This is a genomic window from Croceimicrobium sp., assembly GCF_965228705.1.
Classification (GTDB): domain Bacteria; phylum Bacteroidota; class Bacteroidia; order Flavobacteriales; family Schleiferiaceae; genus Croceimicrobium.
Map to the genome: position 1 here is coordinate 791004 of NZ_OZ245832.1, position 21111 is coordinate 812114.

The following is a 21111-nucleotide window of genomic DNA, read 5'->3' on the forward strand; positions in this document are numbered from 1 at the left end:
GTCTTAAAAAAGACACATGGATTTACCGGTAAATAACTGACTTTAAGTGTTTTATATTGTAGTAAAATGCTGTTATAGTTTTTGTGATACTGTTAATTCAGCGCTGCAAGAACCGAGCTTAACATTGAGGTAAAAAGCTTAACATCAGCTTGAGAAACGCTTAAACCTGCTTTGAATTACTTATAACTTTAATCGAAATTTTCAGGGCTTTTTGGCCTCTAGTTTTGTGGCATTAATCAAAATTCTGGATTATGCTGCAAAAATTAAAGTTAGTGGGATTGTTCCTTTTTCTGGGATCAATTCTTTATGGTCAAACTACAATCTACTCGGAAGACTTTACCGGACAGAATGGTAAAGGTGCCGTGGGGCCAACACCCACCATCGATGTTTCAGGGGTTACTTGGAATGTAGATGTAAGTGCCGCCACTTTATCGGCAACTTCCGATTGGTTTCAAGTAGTGAGCGAAATATTTGAGGCTCGCGATATTGATGGTGATGCCTACTGGTTAAGTCCTTCCATTGATATATCTGCTTATACCAATGTTAGTATCAGCCTTGATGCGGCGGAAGATGGAACCATGGAAGCCTCCGATATCTTTGTTACCGAATATCGTATCGATGGTGGAGCCTGGACTCAAGCCAGTACCAATGGTTCCTTAAACGATGATTTTACTTCAGCTACCGTTAGTGAAAGTGGCTTAAGCGGATCTTCCTTAGAAATCAGAGTAACCATGAATAATGGGGCCGGTTCGGAGTACCATCGCTTAGATAATGTGTTGGTTCAAGGTACGTTGGCTTCTTCGGATACTCGCGTAAATTTTGCCAGCTCTTCAGCTACCGTAAATGAAGGAGATGGTACTTATGACCTTACATTATCCATTACTAATGAAGATGCCAGCAATGCTACTACCTGCTATGTTGCTATTGTTGCTGGCGGTACGGGTACAGCCGCGGATGTAAATAACTATCCTAGTCCAGCTGCCCAAGCCAATGTTACTTTTCCTGCGGGAAGTGCGGCCGACCAAACTATCACTTTAACTATTACTGATGATGCTGTCTATGAAGGAACTGAAAATCTGATTTTCGAAATTCAATCTGTTGCCGGTGGTTCTAATGCTGCGGTTGGACCCACCAATCAATTGGATTTAAGCATCACCGATAATGAGAATGCTCCTTTACCTTATAGCCAGGCTTTTACCAATTCATCAGTACCTACCGGCTGGACTTTCACTGACTTTACGGTTGCCAATAGTGCAAATGCCGGAGGTTCTGCCTATGAAGCGGAATTGACATTTAGTAATGACAATCCAGGGACTAGTGCTATTACTTCCGAACCCATTGATGCTTCAAGTGCTAATCTAATCGACCTGAGCTGGAAACAGAATCTGGATTATTATGAAGGTGGTTCTGGTGCGGACTATGTAATTAAGGTCCAAACCAGTACTGACGGATCTAACTTTAATGATATCTATACTAAGACTGTATCGGTTGATGAAACTGGAACTGAATCGGTTCAAATCAGTACTTCCAATGGTGCTGGCAGCAGCAGCTTATATATACGTTGGTTATATGCATCTAATGGTGATCGCTTCTCTTATTGGAGGATAGATGATATTAGCTTAAGTACTGCGGCTCTACCAAGTATCACCGTTGAGGACAATGCTCAACCCTCAGTAGCTAATGTTTCTCAAGGAGCCTTAAATCATATTTTGGCGGCGGTTTCAGCTGCGGTTTCGGATAATGATGCTACCCTCAGTGACTTTGATATCACGGTTAATGGAACTTTTGATTCTGATGATATTGATAATTTCCAATTGTACTATGCCAGCAGTAACAGCTTTGCTTCAGCCAGTCAAATTGGTTCGGATATCGCTGGTAGTGGAAATGGAACTTCGCAGAGCTTAAGCTTTAGTGGATTATCAACTACCATTACTTCTGGAACTTCCGGATATTTCTGGTTAGTGGCTGATGTTAATGCTTCAGCGGATGCGTCTAATACCTTAACCGCGCAAATTCCAAGCCTTAGCTTTAATGCGGGTACAGTTACCAATAATTCCAGTGCTGCCGGAATCCAAACTATCGTATCAGCAACTCCTCGTACGGTTTTAGCCGATAATGGCACTCAGATTACAGCAGCGAATGTACCGGGGGATAGCTCTAACCATGTCTTATCAAGTTTTCAGATTAGTGTTAGTGATGCAAATGCCGACTTTAATGGATTAGACATCACTACTTCAGGAACTTATCAAGCTTCGGATATTAGCAATCTTAAATTATGGTATTCTACGGATAATAGTTTCGATGCTGGTTCAGATCAGACTTTAGCAACTATTGCTAGTCCAACTGCCGCAGGTGTACAATCCTTTAGCTCCTTTAACCAGATTATTACCAATGGTTCTACGGGCTATTTCTTTATTAGTGTTGATTTTCCTTGTGCTGCAATTGCCACTAACACCATTGCAGTTACATTAATTGAGGATGCCGATCTTGGATTTAATGGCAGCACCAATACTTCTGGCACAGCCAGTGGTGCAGGAACCCAAACTATAATTAATGCCAATCCAGCCGATGCTAGCTCGTTTAGCGCAGGTGCCGGAAGTTCTGAAGCAAATTTAAGTTGGACCAATCCTTCTTGTTTTGATGAAGTAATTGTAGTAGCTCATACTGCAACTATTTCTGGAACTCCAAGTGGTAGTGGATATACTGCCAATTCACAGGATTATACGGATGCCAATAATCCAAGTTTCCCAACTGCTGGATCCGTAGTTTACAATGGAACCGGGACCAATACCACTATCACCGGATTAAGTAATGGAACTCAGTACTTCTTCAAGGTTTTTGCCCGTAAGGGATCAAACTGGAGCACCGGTGTCGAAGATAATGCTACCCCAAGCTCTGGTATCGCGGTTTTCATCAATGAAATGTCTCAAGGATCCGGTGGATCTAAAGAATGGATTGAAATCGTGGTTACTGAAAATGGAACTGACCTTAGAGGTTGGGATATTGGTGATAATGATGATGGTTCCTATTCTGAATTCTTGGAGTTCAGTACTGATAATGCCTGGTCAAATGTGGATGCAGGTACGGTGATTGCCATATATAATGGTGGCGATGTGGATGGAACCATTACAGATGATACTGATTTTAGCGATCATCAAGTAACTATAGCTTCAAACAACAGCACCTACTTCTCAGGTTCTTGGGGTTCTTTCGGAAACTCTGATGGTGATGACCTTGCCGCAATTCGCGATGCCAGCAATGTGATTGTTCACGATATGGCGGTTACGCATCCATCTTCAACCATTAGTGGACCAGGTTCAGGTCAGGTTACTTATTATACCGGATCTTCCAGTGCAAACTCTGCATTAAGCAATGCTTCAAACTGGACTACCGATGCCTCTACCAGTGGTACTCCTGGTGCTCCAAACGGAGGGGCTAATACCACCTGGATTCAAGGCATTCGCCCAGCAGTAGGTGCGGTGCCTACACCAATTGGTTTAAGTATCGGAACCTTCACTACCACTACCATGGATATTAGCTGGACTAAGCCTAGTGGTACTTTCGGAACAGATTGGGATGGTGTTTTAATCTTTGTTTCGGATGGTTCTAATGGTATCGATTTAAGTGCTAGCGGTCAGGATGGTATTGACTATACGGCCAATTTAGCTTATGCTAGTGGCACCTTTGCTACTGACGCTGGTATTAATGACAATGCCTATTGTGTGGCCAATCAAACCACCGATGCCAATGGTAGTATTACCGTTACAGGTTTAACCACCGGAACCACCTATTATGTATATGGATACACCTATAAAGTAGTAAGTGGAAACGCAGATGATGATGAATTCTCCAGTGAAGTAAGTGGAGGTAATGCAACCCCTGCAGCCCTTCCTTCCGCCGGTGACTTAGTGATCAGCGAAATCATGTACAATTCCAGCAGCACCGATGATGAGTGGATTGAAATCTACAATGCTTCGGGTTCCGCTATTAGCTTCGACGGCTCTTGGAGATTAAGCTATTCTGGAAACAACTTTGACTTAAATGGTTTCACCATTAATACTGGAGCCTATTTAACCATTGCGGTAGGAAGTAATGGAGATGGTACTTTCAATAATGACAATGCCTTCACTCCAGATACCAATAGCTTAAATGTTCTGAATGCCAATGTGGCTTCTACCAACAATAGCAACAATTTGGGTAATGCCAGTGAAACGGTAGCTATTATTTACGATCCCAGTGGTGCTAATGTTACTATTGATGAAGTAGTCTATGATGATGCTTCGCCCTGGCCAACGACTGCGGATGGTAATGGTCCAAGTTTAACTTTAATGGATCTTGCATCTGACAATTCACAAGGAGCTAATTGGAGAGCTTCTTATGCAGACGGAGGTACACCCGGAAGCGCGGCCATTACCGAGCTTATCTATACCAGCTCTGCCTGGAATACTACTCCGAATAGTAGTACAGATTCAGCTAATGCTACTGTGAAAACTGGCGAAAGCTATTCATTTGTAGCTGATGCAGCGGTGAAGGATTTGAGCATAGAGTCTGGAGCAACTTTAACCGTTAGCTCGGGTAATGTATTAACCGTTCACGGTGATATCGCCAACAATGGCAGTATTGTAGTAGAAAGCGGTGCCAGCCTGGTACAAACCAAGGCTAGTGATGCGAACTCAGGAAGTGGAAGCTATAGCGTAAGCCGTGCCTTTACTCCTTTTAACCAAACCCGTTTTAGCTACTGGTCTTCACCGCTTAGCAATGCCAATATTGCTACCGTATTTAGTGCTTCTAACCCCAATGACCTGTATCAATATATCACCGGTACCGGTTGGTCATCTTATTCCAGCGGAACCATGAATCCTGGTCAGGGATATGCCGCTACACCTAGCTTAAATGGAGGAGTAAACTTCAATGATAGCAAGACCTTTAGCGGGAATATCAATAATGGGGATGTAAGTATTACCGTGAATAGTGTTAGCGCTGGAGATTATATCCTTTTAGGTAACCCTTATCCATCTGCTATTGACTTCACCGCCTTTGCTTCGGCTCATAGCGATATCGTTGCTACTGCTTACTATTGGGATGCCAGTCCATCAAATGCTGGTGATGCCCAATATGCAAGTTGGAATGCATCTGGCCATGTGGCTGCACCTAATTCTAACCGCAATAGCCCAAGTAGCAGTACGCGTGCCATGCAAGGTTTCTTTGTACAGGTAGCACCTGGCTACGCCGGTGGAAATTTAAGCTTCACTTTCACCAATGCCATGCGTGATGTGAGCGGTAATACCAGTGCTGGATTCTTCAAAACCGAGACTCGCGAGAGAGCCTGGTTTAATCTAAGCACAGATTCTGCGGCAAACCAAATCTTGATCATGTTGGATAATCGCGCCAGTGATGCTTACGATAACCTTTTCGATGCCCCAATCTACAAGGCCAATCAATACCATTCTTTCTATTCTATGCAGGATAGCTTAGAGTACAGTATTCAAGGTTTGCCTTATGTACAAAGCGGTATGGTGAAGAGCATTCCATTAGGTGTGGATGCATGGTACAAAGGAATGTATACCATCTCTTTGGATTCTCTGAATACCTGGGATGCAACTAATGCCATCATCTTAGTAGACAGCTTAAATGGTACCAAAACCGATTTAAGTCAGCATGACTATCAGTTTAGCGTAAATCAAACGGGAATCATCCACAATCGCTTCTACTTATTGTTGGGAACAGATCAAAGCATTGGCTTAGAAGAGAATTCTAACAATAGCTTGAGCTGGTATCAAGATGCCAATGGAAATCTGGTGATCAATGATGATTTCAAAGCAGGCTTCCAAGAAATTGAAGTACGCGATATGCGCGGTCAATTGATTTACCAAGGTCAATTAGACGCCCAAAACATCCAACACCAAATCGGAACTGAATCTTTCAGCACCGGAGTATACTTGATCCATTTGCTGGATCGTGAGCAAGTAAGCCACAGTAGCAAGGTGATGATCAAGAAGTTTTAATTAAAACCTAAGAGAACATGAAAACAATGAAAGTACTAGGCTTAGGGCTATTCTTAATGCTCGGTCTTCAAATGAGTGCACAGCCTGCACCGCCTTCTTCCGATAATACCGCGCCCATTCCTGGCTTAGCCATTTTGGCTGCCGCTGGTGCCGCCTTAGGAATCAAGAAGGTTCACGATAGTAAAAAGGACGCTTAAGCGCAGCTCCAATTTACTGCTTGTCCAAACCAAAGCCGTCTCGGTTTAACCGAGACGGCTTTTTATTTTTATTGAGTATTTTGAAGGGCATGATGTTTAAGTTTTTGAAGATGAAATTTGGACCTTAGTTTTTACTAATCGGTTTACTGCAAGTTTTCTTGGGATTGGCAGTTCTCTTTATCAAGTTTTATGAAGCGTACTTTTTGTATAGTTTTCTTTTTCCAATTCATGGTAGCTCCCAGCTATGCTCAAACTTTTAACTTAAAAAGTTACTCTAGTCGACTCGATATTTTTGGTTCGCCGGCTATGTTGGTTGAGGATAGCGTGCTGTACAGCTTTTCTATGATAGAAGGTAGTCATACTGCTTTCACCTATAAGAAGTTTTCGCGTCAAGGGCAACTTTTAGATTCCAATTATTACGATGTTCAAGAAAAGAGGGTTAGCCTTATCGGGATGAGGAGGAACATGTTGCGACGAATTAGTAGTTCTTCACTTTTGTGTGTTCAGGATTTTTTCAATCCAACTCATGATACTGCATACCCTAGATTGTATAAGATAAACAACGATTTAGATACGCTTTATTCTGTGAAATTGGATTTACCGGGAACCACTGGTATCAACTCGTTTGATGTTTTAGTTGATTCCAATCAAATCGTCCTGCTTGGGCATTATATTAATATTGATTTGCAACTGGGTTTGTATTTAGCCCGCTATGATACTGCTCTAAATTTATTAGGCTATTCAACTATACGCGACTTCAGACCCATCTATACTCCTGGTTATGGCCATGCCTACTTTCCATACCGATTAAGGAGAATGGCGGATAACTACTACATCACTGGTCGTTGTTTTTATGTCCATAAGTTTGTAGAGGGCTTCTTGGTTAAAACGGATTTGCAGGGAAATAAGATTTGGGATAAGCGCTACCAGTACATGGGCTTAAATGGACTGGATGCAAGTGTGGTTCCTATTGGGCTAGATAGTTTGTTTATACCTCACTATTTTCTATCATCTCAAGATAGTGGAGCAGATAAAGGAAAGGCAATTTTCAGGATAGTTGACACATCAGGTGTTGTTATTAATGACAGTGCTTATTCTGATGAAGAAGCCTATTTTACAATAGAGAGCGCATGGCAACAAGGTGGGTTTATTTATGTGATTGGGAATTACAATCTGGACGGAGAAAAGGGTTTTGTCTGGAAGCTAGATAAGGGCTTAAATACCATTTGGCGACGAGTTTATTATCATGGTGATTGGGAAGATAATAGTTCGCTCTGTAAGCTTCCCTTAAAACCGAACTGTTTAAAAGTAGAGGAATAGGATTAATTTTAAACAGTCGATTATGAGAAAGAGTAAGTTTTCGCCAGAGAAGATTGCCAGGGTCTTGAAAGAGTTTGATCAAGGTAGAAGTGCACAGGAATTGAGCCGAGAGTACGGGGTTAGTACCGCAACGTTTTACAAATGGCGAGAGCGTTATGCTGGCATGAGTGGAAAGGAGTTAAAGCGTATAAAGGATCTTGAAGAGGAAAACAGGAAGCTTAAGCAGATGTACGCGAACCTGGCCCTAGATCATCAACTAGCTAAAGAGATTATTGAAAAAAAGCTTTAAAGCCCTGCCGTAAGAGAGAGATTGGTCAGGAAATATCTAGACGCTACGGTATTAGCAGGGCATGCCGTGTATTAAACCTCAGTAAAAGCGTGTATTACTATCAAGCCCAAGCAAAGGATGATCGTGAGCTGGAAGAAGCATTACTGACGAAAGCAAAAGAACATTCTGAGGAAGGCTTTTGGAACGCCTATCACCGCTTACGTAATGAAGGCAAGACTTGGAACCACAAACGACTACATCGTGTTTATGTGGCTTTAAAACTACCTTTAAGACGAAAGGTTAAGAAGCGATTACCCGCTCGGGTAAAAGAACCGTTAGTGGTGCCTGATAGGCCGAATCAGACCTGGAGTATGGACTTTGTACATGATGTACTAGAAAACAAGCGCAAGTTTCGTGCATTCACGGTAATTGATGACTACAATCGAGAAGCACTACATATCGAAGTAGATTTCTCACTTCCATCAAACAGAGTAGTATATGTGCTTAATCATTTAATCAATCGCAGGGGTAAACCCGATGTGATCCGAATGGACAATGGGCCCGAGTTCATTGCTGAGCTCACTAAATCATGGAGCGTCATTCATGAAATAGAATTTAGATATATCCAACCCGGCAAACCCACACAGAACGCTTTTATAGAGCGATTTAATGGAAGCTACCGCCGAGGAGTGCTGGACAAATATATTTTTGAAGATATCCATCAGGTAAGGGAGCAAACAGAAAAGTGGATGCATGACTATAACAACTTTAAACCTCATGATTCATTAGGAAATATACCGCCTAGGGTATACGCCAAACGCAACCACCCCGAGGGTACCCTCGGGGTGGTTGAAAACAATACTATCTTTGGAAAAGTCAATTAACTAATGGTTCGGATCAGGGGAAGCTTACAGCTCTATAGTGCAGATCATTGGGGAGATAAGGGTATCATAGCTACCGGAACTTATTTCGACAGATACTTAAATCCGAGCCCCTACAATGTATATGTTTGGCTATTAAGCCTTGATGACTCTGGTTGTTTAGGAGCTGGAGATTGTGGCTCTGATATTAGCTTTGTGGAATGGGTTTTACCCGAACAGGGTTTGAGCGTGTATCCAAATCCGGCACATGATTACCTGAACCTTGAAATGGGACTTCCTGAATGTCAAAATATGCAGGGAACTGCTCACATTTTTAGTTTGGATGGTGAGCTTGTTTTAGAGGAAAAAGTTCAATTCTTCCAAGGGGAGCTACGCTTGGATGTAAGTAAGCTTAATCAAGGTCAGTATGTTTTGGAGCTGAAAACTAATAGAAGCTTGTTTTTGGTTAGGGTTCTAATTCACTAATACCAATTGGAAGAGCCGTCTGTAAGGTCACCGCCCTTAACTCTTTTAATGAAATATTTCTCATACATATTAATATTTCTCCTTTTAACAGGAGGCTCCAGTTATGCTCAAACCTTTGACTTAAAAAGTTACTCTAATCGACTTGCAATTTCTGGTGCACCTGCAATGTTGGTTGAGGATAGTGTGCTGTATAGCTTTTCTGTGGTAGAAGGTAATCGCACGGCTTTCACCTATAAGAAGTTTTCGCGCCAAGGTCAACTTTTAGATTCTAATTACTACGATGTTCAGGAAAAGGGTATTACCCTTATTAGTATGAGGAGGAACATGTTACAGCGAATCAGTGGTTCCTCACTTTTATGCGTTCAGGATTTTTTCAATCCGACTCAAGATACGGCATATCCTAGATTATATAAGATAAACAACGATTTAGATACACTCAATTCTGTAAAATTAGATTTACCTGGAACCACCACTATAAACTCCTTTGATGTTTTAGTGGATTCCAATCAAATTGTCCTGCTTGGGCATTATGCTAATATAGATCTGCAACTGGGCTTGTATTTAGCACGTTATGATACTGCCCTTAACTTGTTGGGCTATTCAACTATACGCGACTTCAGACCCATCTATACTCCTGGTTATGGCCATGCCTACTTTCCATACCGATTAAGGAGAATGGCGGATAACTACTACATAACCGGTCGATGTTTTTATGTCCATAAGTTTGTAGAGAGTTTTTTAGTTAAAACGGACTTACTAGGAAATAAAATTTGGGATAAGCGCTACAAGTATCTAGACTCTAATACCGTTAGTTTTGAAATTCTGCCAATAGGCCAAGACAGTTTGTTTCAGGCATCGATTTATCGAAGTAAATATATAAATGGGAATGGCTATAATAGGGCCATTTTTAGAGTTTTGGATTCAAATTACAATGTATGGGATTCGATTGTTTACCCTGCGGAAGAAACGCAGTTTGAGTTTACCAATGCAATACGTTCGGCGGATGGTGCTATTCTTTTAACAGGCTATTATTACCTGGACGGTACAAAAGGTTTTATTTGGAAACTAGATAAAAATTTGAATACTATTTGGCGGCGCGTCTATTACCATGGAGATTGGGAAGATAGTAGCTGGCTTTATAATATTGATCAGTGGAATGATGATGGAATTATTACAACTGGAACTTATTTCGATCGGTACTTAAACCCGAGCCCTTATAGTGTATATGTTTGGCTATTAAGCCTTGATGACTCTGGTTGTTTAGGAGCTGGAGACTGTGGCACTGATATAAGCTTTGTGGAATGGGAGCTACCCAATCAGCAACTTAATCTCTATCCAAATCCAACGCAGAGTCTTATTAATCTGGAGATTTCTAATTCTGAATTGAAGGATGGTCTTGCGCACATCAGAATTTTTGAGCTTTCCGGGAAGAAGGTTTATGATACTGATGTTCTTTTTCTTGCGAATCAGTTCCATTTAAATTTAGGCTCATTGCATCCCGGTCAATACATTATTGAAGTGAAAACTGATAGTCGTTTATTCTTGAAAAGGCTAGTGGTGAATTAACGAATATTGATCTTGAAAATCGTCTTTATTCAAATCTAAAGGACAATAGCAATCCAAGGGGGAAACCACTACCGCATCAGCTTTAAAAGCTTCTCTTCATTAGGGTATTGAATCTGCAAAAGCAGTACTCCCGTATGTTCCTTAAGTGCTATAAGTGCTTGCGGACTGTATTCCTCTGTTTCATAAATAACCTGTCCTTGCACATTCAGCACGCGAATGGATTTCCATTCTTTAAAAGAGTTGAGGTAAATGTCCCCAGCATCCAAATACCAAAACACTTCTTTGAAATGCACTTCGCTAAGTCGATGTTTTGATACTACTAATTGTAGTCCCTGACCTAAGCTTTGCGCTGCCAATTCCTGTTCATGCTGAACGTCGATCAAATTGTTTTTCGCATCCAGGAAATAATAGAAATAATCTTCAGGAGCATCCTTCAATTGAATATGGCCTTGAGCAAGAGCTTTACTTCCCAATTGCAAGGGATAAAGCTTAAATCCTTCTAATGGTGCATCATGACGAATGATTAGTGCCTTCTCCGCATCTAATTGGAAATAGAAAGATTGTTCATCCAAACCTCCGGCCAGTAGGGCATCTTCGCTAGCATTATAATCATCTTCAGCTCCTGGCTGATAGCGTAATGCAATCTCAGAGAAGTAGTTCGTATCAATTCGCAAACCCAAGCGGATGGCTTTTTCCTCATTCATTTTATGTCTACCGCGATTATTTGCTGCGCGCATAGATTGACCGAGTCCAAAACTGCGGGTATTCATGCCGGCGCCAGTTTGAGCATGGGAAGAGTGTACAAAGAAGGCTTGTCCGGCCGGAATATAACCATTGGCATTATTCACACCCGTGCCATTCACATAAGCAGCGTAGGCACTGCCATTATAGATCCAATAGCTTTGATCAAAACCTTCACTAGCAAAATCACTCTTGGCGCTCCAATCCAAAGCCGTAGGAAAGGGGTTGGGCAATAAATTCCAACCTCCGTTTCCATCCTGGGTGTTCATGCTTTGGTTTGCCGACCTTGTGGTGCCACTTAAACTGATAATTAAAGGAACCGTTCCAAAATTGGGTGGACCAACAAAGAGATAGTATCCTTTGTCCTGAGATACGATCGCATTGGAATCGTGCACGCCTATCCAGGTTCCGTAGGCTGTGCTGCCATTAGTGCCAATGTTTTGACCATTATTCAGATCCGGATCGTAATAAAACAAATTGCAGGAGTCGCAAGTACTGGAGCCCGCAGTAGGGGCATAGTTTAGCTTGGCGCCATTGCTCCATTCAATATCCTTAAAACGGGCATCCGAAAAGGGAAAAGCAATCGGCTGCCAACCAGCGCGATCGATATAGTATTGCAAAGTGAGGTAAACCGAAGGACCCACATAAGAACCCGTACCCAAATTATCTGCTTCCAGTATTAAGGAGCCAGCGGAATTCACTACACTGTTTAAGTTCAATTTACCGGTACTTCCAACCCGTAAAACGGCATTGCTACGCAGATCCAGAGAGTTTAGCTGAGCCAAACCATCAATTTCAGCATCTTCACCGGGATAAATGATCATATTTCGGTTTTGGGTGTTGGCGCTGGGGGCTTCATTGTTTTTCCAATAACTGCCGTTCCAAACCAGGGCATTGGAATGTCGACTCAAGCTGATATCATCAATACTCCAAACTTCGTTGGTCGAATTATTGGATGCTTCAATCTTGATGGCTAAGGTGCTTACTGATTTTAAACCGAAAATTATTTGATGGTAGGCATCTGCTTCACGATAACCTCCGCCGGCAGGGCTGTAGCTGAGGTTCTGTCCAGAACTGCTAATAATTTGTCCACTGGAGGTATTGCTGCCACTACCGCTGGAATAGCTTCCATAACCCCATTTAGCATTGTTGTTTCCATTAATGGTAAGGTCTGGGCTTGCGCCGAATCCGCCCCCATTTATATCCAGATAAACTTTAATGTAATCGGCTCCATCCGCTCCATTTCCAGAGGTCAAAGCCGTAGAACTTAAATTGATCACCAGACTTAAACTATCCGCTGATGAGGTGTTTACCGTGGCTAGTTCTAAGCTCTGACTGCTATTGTTTACCTGCCAGGAATTGGATCCACTTAAAATACGTTCGTTGGGTGGATAGTCCGAGGCTCCAAGGTCGCTGCTTATAGCTCCATTACCGGAATTCAAGGTCCAATTATCGGAAGCATCGCCTTCGAAACCTTGAAAATAAAGTTGAGCACTGCCACTGCCTTCAGCATCAGGGAGACTAAGGCTGGCACTTACCGGACTGCTATAGGAATTTCCATTAAAGCTATAGGCCGCAAAACTATAGTCGGCCCCTTCATTTAATCGTGTGATGGGAGCCAAGTTGGTAGCCGGTCCGAAATAGGCTACTTCGCCAATTCCTTGAAAGCTTTGCCCCACACTGTACAATCCGCTGGCGGTGCCAAAGTTTAAATTGGCGCCTTCGCCGTAAACGAGTAAAATAGAATCCCCATTACTGTTTGCCGTTAATTGTACCTGGGCGGCGGTAGGACTGTAGGCCGATACTGCTAATTGAGGGGCCGTCAAAGCGGATTCCAGTACTATATGATCAAAACCTCCAAAATCGGATCCACCATCTTGCTTGGCTCTTAAACGCAATTGAATTTGATTAACCGCATCGGGAATGGATAGGCTTATGCTTTGCCATCCACCACTGGATATACCGCCAGTAGCACCTTGAAAGAGAGTTACAATTCCTTGACTAACATTATCATAAAGAAGCTCATATTCCAGGAGATCGCTGCTTTCAAAGGCTTCTGCATAATAGTCGAAGCTCAATTCAACATTGCTTTGAGCACTGATATCAATGGTTTGGAACTCGAGGATGTGGTAAAAATTTCCACCGCCATTGCTATTATTCAAATCACGAATTCCCCAGAATTGATTGCCATCACTGGCATTGGCTACTCCGCCATTGGAGCTTACCACATCCCAGATATCATCATTTAAATTATAGGCGGTAGGGTTGGCGGTATAATTCCAAGTATCGCTGGTTGTGCCTTCAAAACTGTTTTGGTATAGAGAAATTAGGGAACCACCAGTAGTGCTGATCGACTTTTCAATACCGGTGCTGTAAGTATTGGAACTGCCAACTGACCATAATTTGTATTTGTAAACCGTGCCGGAATTTAAGCCGGTATGATCCGGAATATTGGCAGCAGGACCTTTATACAAAACCGTACCACCACCACTAATACTATTTCCAGCGCTTAAGCTTCCACTGGGTGCTCCAAAGCTTCCATTGGCAGAAGTAAAGGCCAATAACACATCATCACTGGATGAATTGGCAGTAGCACTAAAACTAATACTGCTTGCAGCGGCGGTTAGACTAAAGTTTTGTGGATCTGCAATGGCATTGGTGAAACGGTCTTGAGCAGTTGGACCACCCCAAATGCGAGTAGCAAAAATGGGATTATCAATAAAGGGATTACGGTTCCCCTGAGCCTGATAAACTTCATCATTGCGTTGATCTTCTAATGCCGAAACCGGATCAATCGCATTCCATTGGAGAAGTAAGGTCATGGTGGCTACATCGCTTGCCTCGCATTGACTGCTGTAGCGCAAGTCCATATAAAAGATGGCTCTGGCTACATCACCACGCCAATCATCGCCAGGGTAAAAACCAGTGCTACTTACGGAACCATAGGATCCTGAACCGCTTTCGTAACGCTTATTTCCTCGGGAACCATTAATACTATTGGTACAGGGTGCTAAATTATGGGCATCGGCCCCAGAGCCAGTGGTGCCTAAACTAGGATTGGCTAAAGATTTTGGGAAAATGTGTTCCCGTGTCCAGCCTGTACTGGCAGTTCCGGTACCACCGCCACCATAACTATTTGTTTTTGGGTCACTTACACCGCTGTATATTAATATAACATTCGCGGTATTATTAGGGTCCTCATTCGCGTCTTTCAATAATTGAAAGGCGGTACTATAACTAATGTTAGTAGTATGTGTTGTGGTAATAAGATTTGTTAATGCAGCTTCCAGATTGCTGCCGCTTGCACTGGTATTTATCGAATTGTAATAGGCGACATTTTGAGCTGATAAATTGAATATCAGTAATATGCCGATGATTAAGGGGGTAAATCGACGCATGAGGGTAGTTTGAATAAAAATCGAACTATTTGGGCTGCATTTTCGTTAAGTCAAGGTTATTTTTACAATTAATTTCTGAGCTCTTTAAATAGGATTTGTCGCTTTGGTCTGGTTCTTGTTTTTAGGGCTGTAAACAAAAATTAAAATGAAAAAGCTCTATTATCTTAGTTTACTCAGTCTGGCCTTTATAGGCATGCAAGCCCAAACCGAAACACTACTGGGTTCCAATTTTAAAGTAGGAGGCTTTGGTGGCCCCTTTTTTCAATTTAGCAGTGTAGATGGAAACTTCGCCTATTATTCCGGTGGTGGCGGTGGGGTTATCCTTGATGGTAAATTCTTTGTTGGTGGTTTTGGAATGGGGCTCAATACCCAGCATCGTTATGATATTCCTTATTTAGGTATACCCACAGAGCATGAATTGGAAATGGGTTATGGTGGTCTGTGGTTAGGCTATATCTATCGTCCAACTAAAGTGGTGCACCTTAATTTCTCCTTACCAATTGGTGGCGGCTCTGCATCTTTCGATCGAGTAGGAGATGGCTTCAGTGCTGATATTACTGATGCTATTTTTGTGATCAATCCAAATTTGGGTATGGAATTAAACCTCACCAAATGGATGAAGTTTACCGCCAATGCCGGGTATTTACTGGCCACGGGATTGGATAATGATTATATCGCCAGTGATGCTTTGAACAGTCCAAACCTTACGCTGGGCTTCAAGTTTGGCTATTTCGCTGAATAGTAAAAAGATAGTATAATTGATATATGGCTTGCTTCGAAAGAGGCAGGCCTTTTTTAGTAATAGCCGCGGCGAAGGCGATTAATGATATTGCCTAATTGCAGATCCAGAACAAAGCGCATATTCGAAAGGTAATTAGCTTCGGAGTAAAAATTGCGATCTTGATTTTGGATCGGTAGATACAGTTCCACAAAATCTGTAAGCAAAGCCAGGCGCACTCCATAATCCCAGTACATCTGCTCTTCCGTCCAGGCGATATCAGCAAAAGCTCCCAAAGGACCTATAAAAGGCACGCTCAAGTTGGAGCTTAGCAGCCAAGAATCGGCAAAGGCTTGGGTTTCGGACTTAAAGCCACCATCGGTGGTAAAGAATTGCCGACTCCAAATGCCACTTTGGTCGGATCGACCAATGAAATAATAATCGAAAAGGTAATCCGGAGTTCCACTGATTCCAAAGCTGTAATAGTTATCGCGTAAACCTTGATCCGCCAGATTATTATAAAGGAAGGCGCCCGCAAAGCCTCTTAAGATTAACCACTTTTTATTGGGCAGCATCCAACGTTGATCGTAGTCGGCAAAGAGCTTACCGAATTGATCTGCAGCTTCGAAATGAAAGCGGAAGATAGTTGGACGTAAAATGGAGGTGTACTCTAATCGGTAATTGGCATTAAAAACCGAGAAGCTGGCCGTTTCCAAATTTCCTTGCGGATTTTCCTGATCCGGGGCTAATTCTCGATTTAATAGTACTCCCCTAAAGCGCAGACTTTGGATATAAGGACTACGCGGGTATTTCTTGCGCAGATATAAATTAAGGGAAGGAGAGATGCGATAATAGGCTAGATCACGATCGTAATGGTTGTATCGACTGTAAACACCCAAACGGATTTGCCGGAAGAAATTGCTTTTTGGTAATACCCAATTATAAGCCACTGAAGCAGTTCCCGTTAATTTCCCGGTTCCGGTGCTGTATTCGGGTACCAATAGGTATTCAAAAGGTTTTTGAACCAGAATGGAACGATTGGATAGATTTATGCCTAAAAGGAATTGATCGTAGGCATTGTAATACACACTGGGTACATAGAAAATCTGACTGGCCTCGGCCGCTTCAAAACTATTGTACAATTGAAAGCTCAAAGGCTCCATTCTAGGTAAGAGCCAGCGATTGTAATAGGTATTGTTTTTTTGTCGGTATTCAGCATGGTTAAGGTGAGCGTTGAGAACTACCTTATCATAATCTTCATGGTACATCTGCACCGAACGTTTGCCCTCATGGCCACCATACCATTCGGTTAAAACCGCTTTCCCATCCTTAAATCCGGTAAGGGAGTAGGGCAGGGCTAAGTCACCTGTATTGCGAATGGTAGCCGTGCTTACGGTGGGGCAATGCTCCTGACGCACTAATTGATAGTCGTACAATCCTGCGCTATGCAAGGCAGGGCCAAAAAACCAATCCATTTTTTTGGGACTGTAATAGCGCAGGGAATACTCCAGTGCAGTATAGCTAGACGCTGCGCTGTCATTGGCGGCAAAGTTGTGCATAGAGCGTACAAAGTCGCGGGGACTGAGATAAGCCCGCAAATGGCTGAGCACTAAAAAGCTTTTAGCCTGACTAATGGCTTCGTAGTTTAAACGGGAAAGGGAATCTACCGGACAGCTTAAAGATTGATCCAAGCCCTGGCGTTGCAAAAAGAGAAAGAGGAAACGATTTTGATAGGCGAAATCAAATTCATCAAAACCAAAAAGACCATTTAAAATGGGGCTTTGAAAAGGTATCCAACGCTTTTGCGGATAACGACTTTCAATAAATTGATACTTGTAATAATAGGGGATACCGCAAGCTATCCAAGGCCTTTGCCAGCCATTGGTAGCTTTTTGATAGCGGAAGAAGGATTCGGCCAAGGCTTGCACCAAATCAAAGCGCAGATCGATCCAATCTTTTGGCCTTTTCAGGCTGATGAGTTCGGCACTTTGGTATTCGCCTTTTTTGGAGTCCAGGAAAATATAATTGCGTTTCTGGCTTAATTCTCGTCCAATTTCTTGCTTAAAAAAGACATCAGCTTCTTCTAAAGCCAGCTCTAGATTGGCTGGGAAAATGGGGTCAGCTTGATTTAAATACAGTTTAGAACCTGATTTCAATTCATAGACTTCCCAATGCTTGGCAATGAAGAATTGTAAGGATTTGGATTGGCCAGCAAAATGAAACCATTCTCCTTGACGTACCTGAATAGGTAAATTACTTACGACCTCTTTGCCTTCCGGCAGATGCAGACTTAACTGGAAGCGTTCGGAACTAAAATAACTGTCGTAATTAAAGCTAACCGGATGCCGATGTTCTGATTGGAGGATGATTCTGGGTAGTAAATCAATTATGCGGCTTTCCGACTTTAAGCGGCCATTACCAGTAAACTTTGCATCCGGAAGCATAAAACGGTATTCAATATGAATCCGCAGGCTGTCCTCTTGATTTATGGAAAGGTCCAGAAACTCGCTTACTAAGGATGCATTGATCTCTTTACCATTGAAAATGAGCTTATCAATCTCTAGCCAGGCCAATTCATCTTTTTTAGCAAAATGCAGATCTGGATCTTGAAAATCCCTAAGCTGATCATTTAAAAAAGAGCCTTTATCTAAATAGGCTTGTAATGGAAAGTGAATGCTCAGGGAATCTTGGTTCGATGGTCTTTGAACTTTGTAATCAAGAACAGCAATGGCGGTATCGCCTTGCATGTCAATACTATGCTTGTTGATTTGTGCCCGAACTTGAAAATGCCCAGACAGCATTACTAAAATAAAGCAGAGCTTTTTGATCATGGCCCCAAAGATAGTAGGGGACTATAGAATAGTAATTCAAAATTTGATTTTGATGACTTATATGATATCCCCTGTCTAATAAAGGGGTTTGATTAGTAAAAACCGTAATAATTGAATTTTACCCCTATTTAAATAGGGGTGTTGATTTGTTTTTCTTGTTTTTTAAAGTAGTGACCCCTATTTTCGATTCAAATATTTCGAGATGGGCAAAAAGCTAAATTTTATCTTTTTAAGTGCATTGGTATTAGTAGCCTTGTTTTTAGGTTCAGACTACAGTTTTGAAGGGGCCGAAAATATCAATGCTGGAGATACAGCTTGGATGCTGGTGGCATCGGCATTCGTATTATTAATGACTCCGGGGCTGGCTTTTTTCTATGGCGGTATGGTAAATCGCAAGAACGTGATTTCGACCATGTTGCAGAGCTTTGTCGCTTTAGGTGTGGTTAGTATCCTTTGGGTAGTGGTGGGATTTAGCCTTTGCTTTGGTGATAGTTGGAAGGGCTTGATTGGTAATCCCTTAAGCTATTTTAATTTGAAAGGAGTGGGTTTAGCCCCTAATCCAGCGTTTGCAGATGGGATTCCCTTTTTACTTTTTGCCCTATTCCAGCTCAAATTTGCCATTATCACTCCGGCCTTAATTACGGGAAGTTTTGCCGAGCGAATTCGCTTTCGGTCTTATATCCTCTTTATCGTATTCTTTACTCTCTTAATTTATGCACCCTTAGCGCATATGACCTGGCATCCGGATGGCCTGTTTCGAAATATGGGGGTTTTGGATTTTGCCGGTGGTACGGTGGTGCATATGTCGGCCGGTTTTGCTGCTTTGGCAGGGGCTCTTTATTTAGGTAAACGCAAACAATTGTCGCATGAGCCGGCCAATGTACCCTTTATAATATTAGGTACAGGTTTACTTTGGTTTGGTTGGTTTGGCTTTAATGCCGGATCTTCTTTGGGGGCTAATGCCGATGCAGTGGCCGCTTTTGCTAATACCAATCTGGCTTCGGCAGCAGGTATGATCGCCTGGATTTTCTACGATCGTTTTCAGAATCGTAAGATGTCGGCCTTAGGAGCTTGTATTGGAGCCATAGTAGGTCTGGTAGCCATCACCCCGGCAGCTGGTTTTGTAACCATGGGCGAGTCCATCTTTATTGGTTTTATCGCTTCCTTAACCAGCAATTTTGCCATTCGCTTTAAGAATGCCCGTGAAATTGATGATACGCTGGATGTATTTCCCAGTCATGGTATTGGCGGTATAGTAGGAATGATCTTAACCGCCGTTTTTGCGCGGGAGGTAGGCCTCACCAGTGGTGAGTATGAAACCTTCCTTTATCATATCCTGGCCTTAATTATTACCGCCGTTTTCACTTTTGGTGGCTCCTTATTGCTTTATCGACTAGTAGATGCGATGATACCATTACGGGTAAGCCCAGAGCAGGAGCTCAAAGGCTTAGATGCTAGTCAGCATGGGGAAGTAGCGGTTTAGCTGATACGATTGGAACGAAAAATGGTACTAATCTGATAAACTACCAGGCCAATAATAAAGATGGGCAAGAAGGCATCAATTGCTAAATTAAGTACCAGTCCACTGATGTTAAGTATAGCTCCCAAGGCAATTATAGAATACCCCAGATAGCTTAGCAAATTGGACTTTTCCATGTGGTGTAGACTCCCCGACACTATGGCCATACCTACAAAAACTATAGAATAGAGGTAGTTTACTTCGGAATATCCGGCCCTATTCAGTCCAACGAAAGTAATGAGGGCCAAGAAGGTGAAACTTAAGGTAAGTAAGCCCATTACGCGCTGTCTCTGAGGGATTAAATGCCTACCAAAGCGATGGAAGACCATCAAACCATCGGATAGCGAATCCAAAATCCAGGTTGATAGGGCAAAAAGACCCAGAAGTGCAATCACCGGCGTTAGCCATAATTTTGAGTCTGCACTTAAGCCAGCCATAAACCGCACCAACCTGAAAATGATGAAATAGATCAGAATAAAGGCATAACGGTTTTTCTGATTCAAGCGCATTATCCAAAACTCGTATTGCAGATAAAAGCGGTAGAATATATTGCTAGCCTTAATGGCGCTGAGCATTCCATCTTTAGCAGCTTCATTATTGGGGTTTAAGCGTAAGGCTTCCTGAAAATGCTCCATGGCCTTTTTATGCTGGCCCTTTTGCAGGTGAATCAATCCGGTGGAATAATGACTAAAAGAGTCTTGAGGATTGTGATGAAGAGTATGACTGGAATTTTCCAGGGCTTCACCGGTGCGGCCCATTCTTGATAAAATGATGGAGCGATTATTTAGAGCCTGAGTGTGCTCGGCATCCAAACTAAGTGCCTGTTCAGCAGCCTTCAATGCTTGCTCATTCTCTAACATATTCATCAAGATCAAAGACTTCATGGCCCAGTGATCCGGATCATTAGGTTCGATCCGGATGGCTTCTTCAATATCCTTGAGGGCGTCCTCATTCAAATTGACTTGAAAGGCTCGGTAGGACCTTAAGTAGAAAGCCCAATCCGCATTAGGAAAGAGGGATAGAAAATGATCGGTTTTTGGCCTGGCCGTTTTAGGGTCTTTTCGAATACTTAAATAAGTATCAAGATATGTAGCATGAAAGTCCAGTGGGTTTTGTTCCAGGATTGGGCCGAGTTCTTTTTCGGCCTGATCATAACGATCTTGTTCGATTAGTAAATGGATGCGATCGAGAGCAGCTCCCAT

The 21111-nt window shown here is 42.4% G+C and carries 10 protein-coding genes and 1 pseudogene; 8 read left to right on the forward strand and 3 right to left on the reverse strand.

The features are described 5' to 3' along the window. Positions 1-251 precede the first annotated feature (251 nt). The 6 genes and pseudogenes from ACO05P_RS03420 (at position 252) to ACO05P_RS03445 (ending at position 10702) form a co-directional block, all read left to right on the forward strand. Positions 252-6005: a lamin tail domain-containing protein gene (locus ACO05P_RS03420; RefSeq protein WP_421753384.1), complete on the forward strand. Its 5754-nt coding sequence runs from the start codon at positions 252-254 to the stop codon at positions 6003-6005. Between the two features lie 17 nt (positions 6006-6022). Beyond that, a complete protein-coding gene (locus ACO05P_RS03425; RefSeq protein WP_210758571.1) occupies positions 6023-6202 on the forward strand; it encodes a hypothetical protein in 180 nt (59 codons plus the stop codon). Positions 6203-6391: 189 nt separating this feature from the next. Next, positions 6392-7522: a hypothetical protein gene (locus ACO05P_RS03430; protein ID WP_421753385.1), complete on the forward strand. Its 1131-nt coding sequence runs from the start codon at positions 6392-6394 to the stop codon at positions 7520-7522. 22 nt (positions 7523-7544) lie between these two features. Then, positions 7545-8608, forward strand: a pseudogene (locus tag ACO05P_RS03435) (IS3 family transposase); the annotation flags it as partial. 69 nt (positions 8609-8677) lie between these two features. Further along, positions 8678-9136 (forward strand): T9SS type A sorting domain-containing protein, encoded by a 459-nt coding sequence (locus tag ACO05P_RS03440; RefSeq protein ID WP_421753386.1) that lies wholly within the window; start codon positions 8678-8680, stop codon positions 9134-9136. A 48-nt stretch (positions 9137-9184) separates the two neighbouring features. After that, positions 9185-10702 carry a T9SS type A sorting domain-containing protein gene (locus ACO05P_RS03445; protein WP_421753387.1) on the forward strand — a complete coding sequence of 506 codons (1518 nt, stop codon included), beginning with the start codon at positions 9185-9187 and terminating at the stop codon, positions 10700-10702. Positions 10703-10770: 68 nt separating this feature from the next. Here the strand turns inward: ACO05P_RS03445 and ACO05P_RS03450 are convergent, their stop codons facing one another. After that, on the reverse strand, positions 10771-14841 hold the full coding sequence (locus ACO05P_RS03450; RefSeq protein WP_421753388.1) for an endonuclease: 4071 nt from the start codon (positions 14839-14841) through the stop codon (positions 10771-10773). Between the two features lie 145 nt (positions 14842-14986). On the opposite strand from ACO05P_RS03450, the gene ACO05P_RS03455 reads away from it, so the two are divergent. Continuing rightward, positions 14987-15583, forward strand: coding sequence for a hypothetical protein (locus ACO05P_RS03455; protein WP_421753389.1), 597 nt, complete (start codon positions 14987-14989; stop codon positions 15581-15583). A gap of 53 nt (positions 15584-15636) precedes the next feature. Here the strand turns inward: ACO05P_RS03455 and ACO05P_RS03460 are convergent, their stop codons facing one another. Beyond that, a complete protein-coding gene (locus tag ACO05P_RS03460; RefSeq protein WP_421753390.1) occupies positions 15637-18390 on the reverse strand; it encodes a hypothetical protein in 2754 nt (917 codons plus the stop codon). Positions 18391-18592: 202 nt separating this feature from the next. On the opposite strand from ACO05P_RS03460, the gene ACO05P_RS03465 reads away from it, so the two are divergent. After that, the gene (locus ACO05P_RS03465; protein ID WP_421753391.1) at positions 18593-19873 is read left to right on the forward strand and encodes an ammonium transporter; all 1281 of its coding nucleotides are present in this window, start codon (positions 18593-18595) and stop codon (positions 19871-19873) included. Here ACO05P_RS03465 and ACO05P_RS03470 read toward each other — a convergent pair. Next, entirely contained in the window at positions 19870-21111 is a 1242-nt protein-coding gene (locus ACO05P_RS03470) for a tetratricopeptide repeat protein (protein ID WP_421753392.1), read from the reverse strand. The genes ACO05P_RS03465 and ACO05P_RS03470 overlap by 4 nt on opposite strands.

Excerpts from the sequence above, each read along its gene's own strand:
- ACO05P_RS03420 (WP_421753384.1), top strand. The coding sequence starts at position 252 with ATGCTGCAAAAATTAAAGTTAGTGGGATTGTTCCTTTTTCTGGGATCA.
- ACO05P_RS03425 (WP_210758571.1), top strand. The coding sequence starts at position 6,023 with ATGAAAACAATGAAAGTACTAGGCTTAGGGCTATTCTTAATGCTCGGT.
- ACO05P_RS03430 (WP_421753385.1), top strand. The coding sequence starts at position 6,392 with ATGAAGCGTACTTTTTGTATAGTTTTCTTTTTCCAATTCATGGTAGCT.
- ACO05P_RS03440 (WP_421753386.1), top strand. The coding sequence starts at position 8,678 with ATGGTTCGGATCAGGGGAAGCTTACAGCTCTATAGTGCAGATCATTGG.
- ACO05P_RS03445 (WP_421753387.1), top strand. The coding sequence starts at position 9,185 with ATGAAATATTTCTCATACATATTAATATTTCTCCTTTTAACAGGAGGC.
- ACO05P_RS03450 (WP_421753388.1), bottom strand. The coding sequence starts at position 14,841 with ATGCGTCGATTTACCCCCTTAATCATCGGCATATTACTGATATTCAAT.
- ACO05P_RS03455 (WP_421753389.1), top strand. The coding sequence starts at position 14,987 with ATGAAAAAGCTCTATTATCTTAGTTTACTCAGTCTGGCCTTTATAGGC.
- ACO05P_RS03460 (WP_421753390.1), bottom strand. The coding sequence starts at position 18,390 with ATGATCAAAAAGCTCTGCTTTATTTTAGTAATGCTGTCTGGGCATTTT.
- ACO05P_RS03465 (WP_421753391.1), top strand. The coding sequence starts at position 18,593 with ATGGGCAAAAAGCTAAATTTTATCTTTTTAAGTGCATTGGTATTAGTA.
- ACO05P_RS03470 (WP_421753392.1), bottom strand. The coding sequence starts at position 21,111 with ATGGGAGCTGCTCTCGATCGCATCCATTTACTAATCGAACAAGATCGT.